The sequence below is a fragment of the Candidatus Hakubella thermalkaliphila genome (genome assembly GCF_013281975.1).
Lineage (GTDB): Bacteria > Actinomycetota > Humimicrobiia > Hakubellales > Hakubellaceae > Hakubella > Hakubella thermalkaliphila.
The window spans coordinates 1-795 of the sequence record NZ_BLRZ01000371.1 but is presented as its reverse complement, the minus strand read 5'-3'; the positions used below and the strand labels follow the sequence as shown (position 1 = coordinate 795).

Below are 795 nucleotides of genomic sequence, written 5' to 3'. Positions count from 1 at the left end.
CCAGGCAGCTGAGATGACGAAATTGTTTGAGAACACCTTTCGAAGCGTGAACATAGCTCTGGTGAATGAGTTAAGCATGCTCTGCGAGAGAATGGGACTCGACGTATGGGAGATCGTCAGCGCTGCAGCCACAAAACCCTTCGGGTTTATGCCATTTTTGCCCGGCCCAGGCGTGGGTGGTCATTGTATTCCCGTTGATCCCTATTTCCTCTCCTGGAAGGCTAAAGAATTCGACTTTCATACCAACTTTATCTATCTTGCCGCTCAGATCAATGAGAACATGCCCTACTATGTAGTGAGGAGGACAATATCGGCGATCTACGGAAACGGTATCGACCCGAAGCAGGCCACAGTTCTGATATTGGGAGTAGCGTACAAAAAAGATACAAATGATTGGAGATACTCCCCTGCTCTTAAGATCATAGAACTTTTGGAAAAAGAGGGGTTAAATGTACTTTATCACGATCCCTATGTGGCGGAGATAAACATAGATAATAAGGTCTACAAAAGCTCTCTTCTAACCGAAGGTATTTTAAACCGAGTGGCTTGTTTATTAATAGTTACTGATCATACTGATCTCGATTACGAATGGATAGTGGGCAATTCAAAAATCGTTGTCGATTGCCGAAATGCGACAAAGGATATCTTGGACAAGTTCAAAAATATTATCAGGATCTAACGGAGCGACCGGATGAACGCACTGATCACAGGAGGAGCTGGCTTCGTAGGGTCTTACTTAGCTGAAGAACTATTGAGGCGGGGCTTTTATGTTATGGTAATTGATAATCTTTCCAC

The 795-nt window shown here is 44.0% G+C and carries 2 protein-coding genes; both read left to right on the top strand.

Going from position 1 to position 795, the window contains the following annotated elements:
- Window positions 1-679: nucleotide sugar dehydrogenase (locus tag HW443_RS12225; protein WP_176238336.1), on the top strand; the 679-nt coding region annotated here is incomplete at its 5' end.
- A 12-nt stretch (window positions 680-691) separates the two neighbouring features.
- Window positions 692-795, top strand: a 104-nt coding sequence (locus HW443_RS12220; protein ID WP_176238335.1) for a GDP-mannose 4,6-dehydratase, incomplete at its 3' end; no start/stop codon positions are given.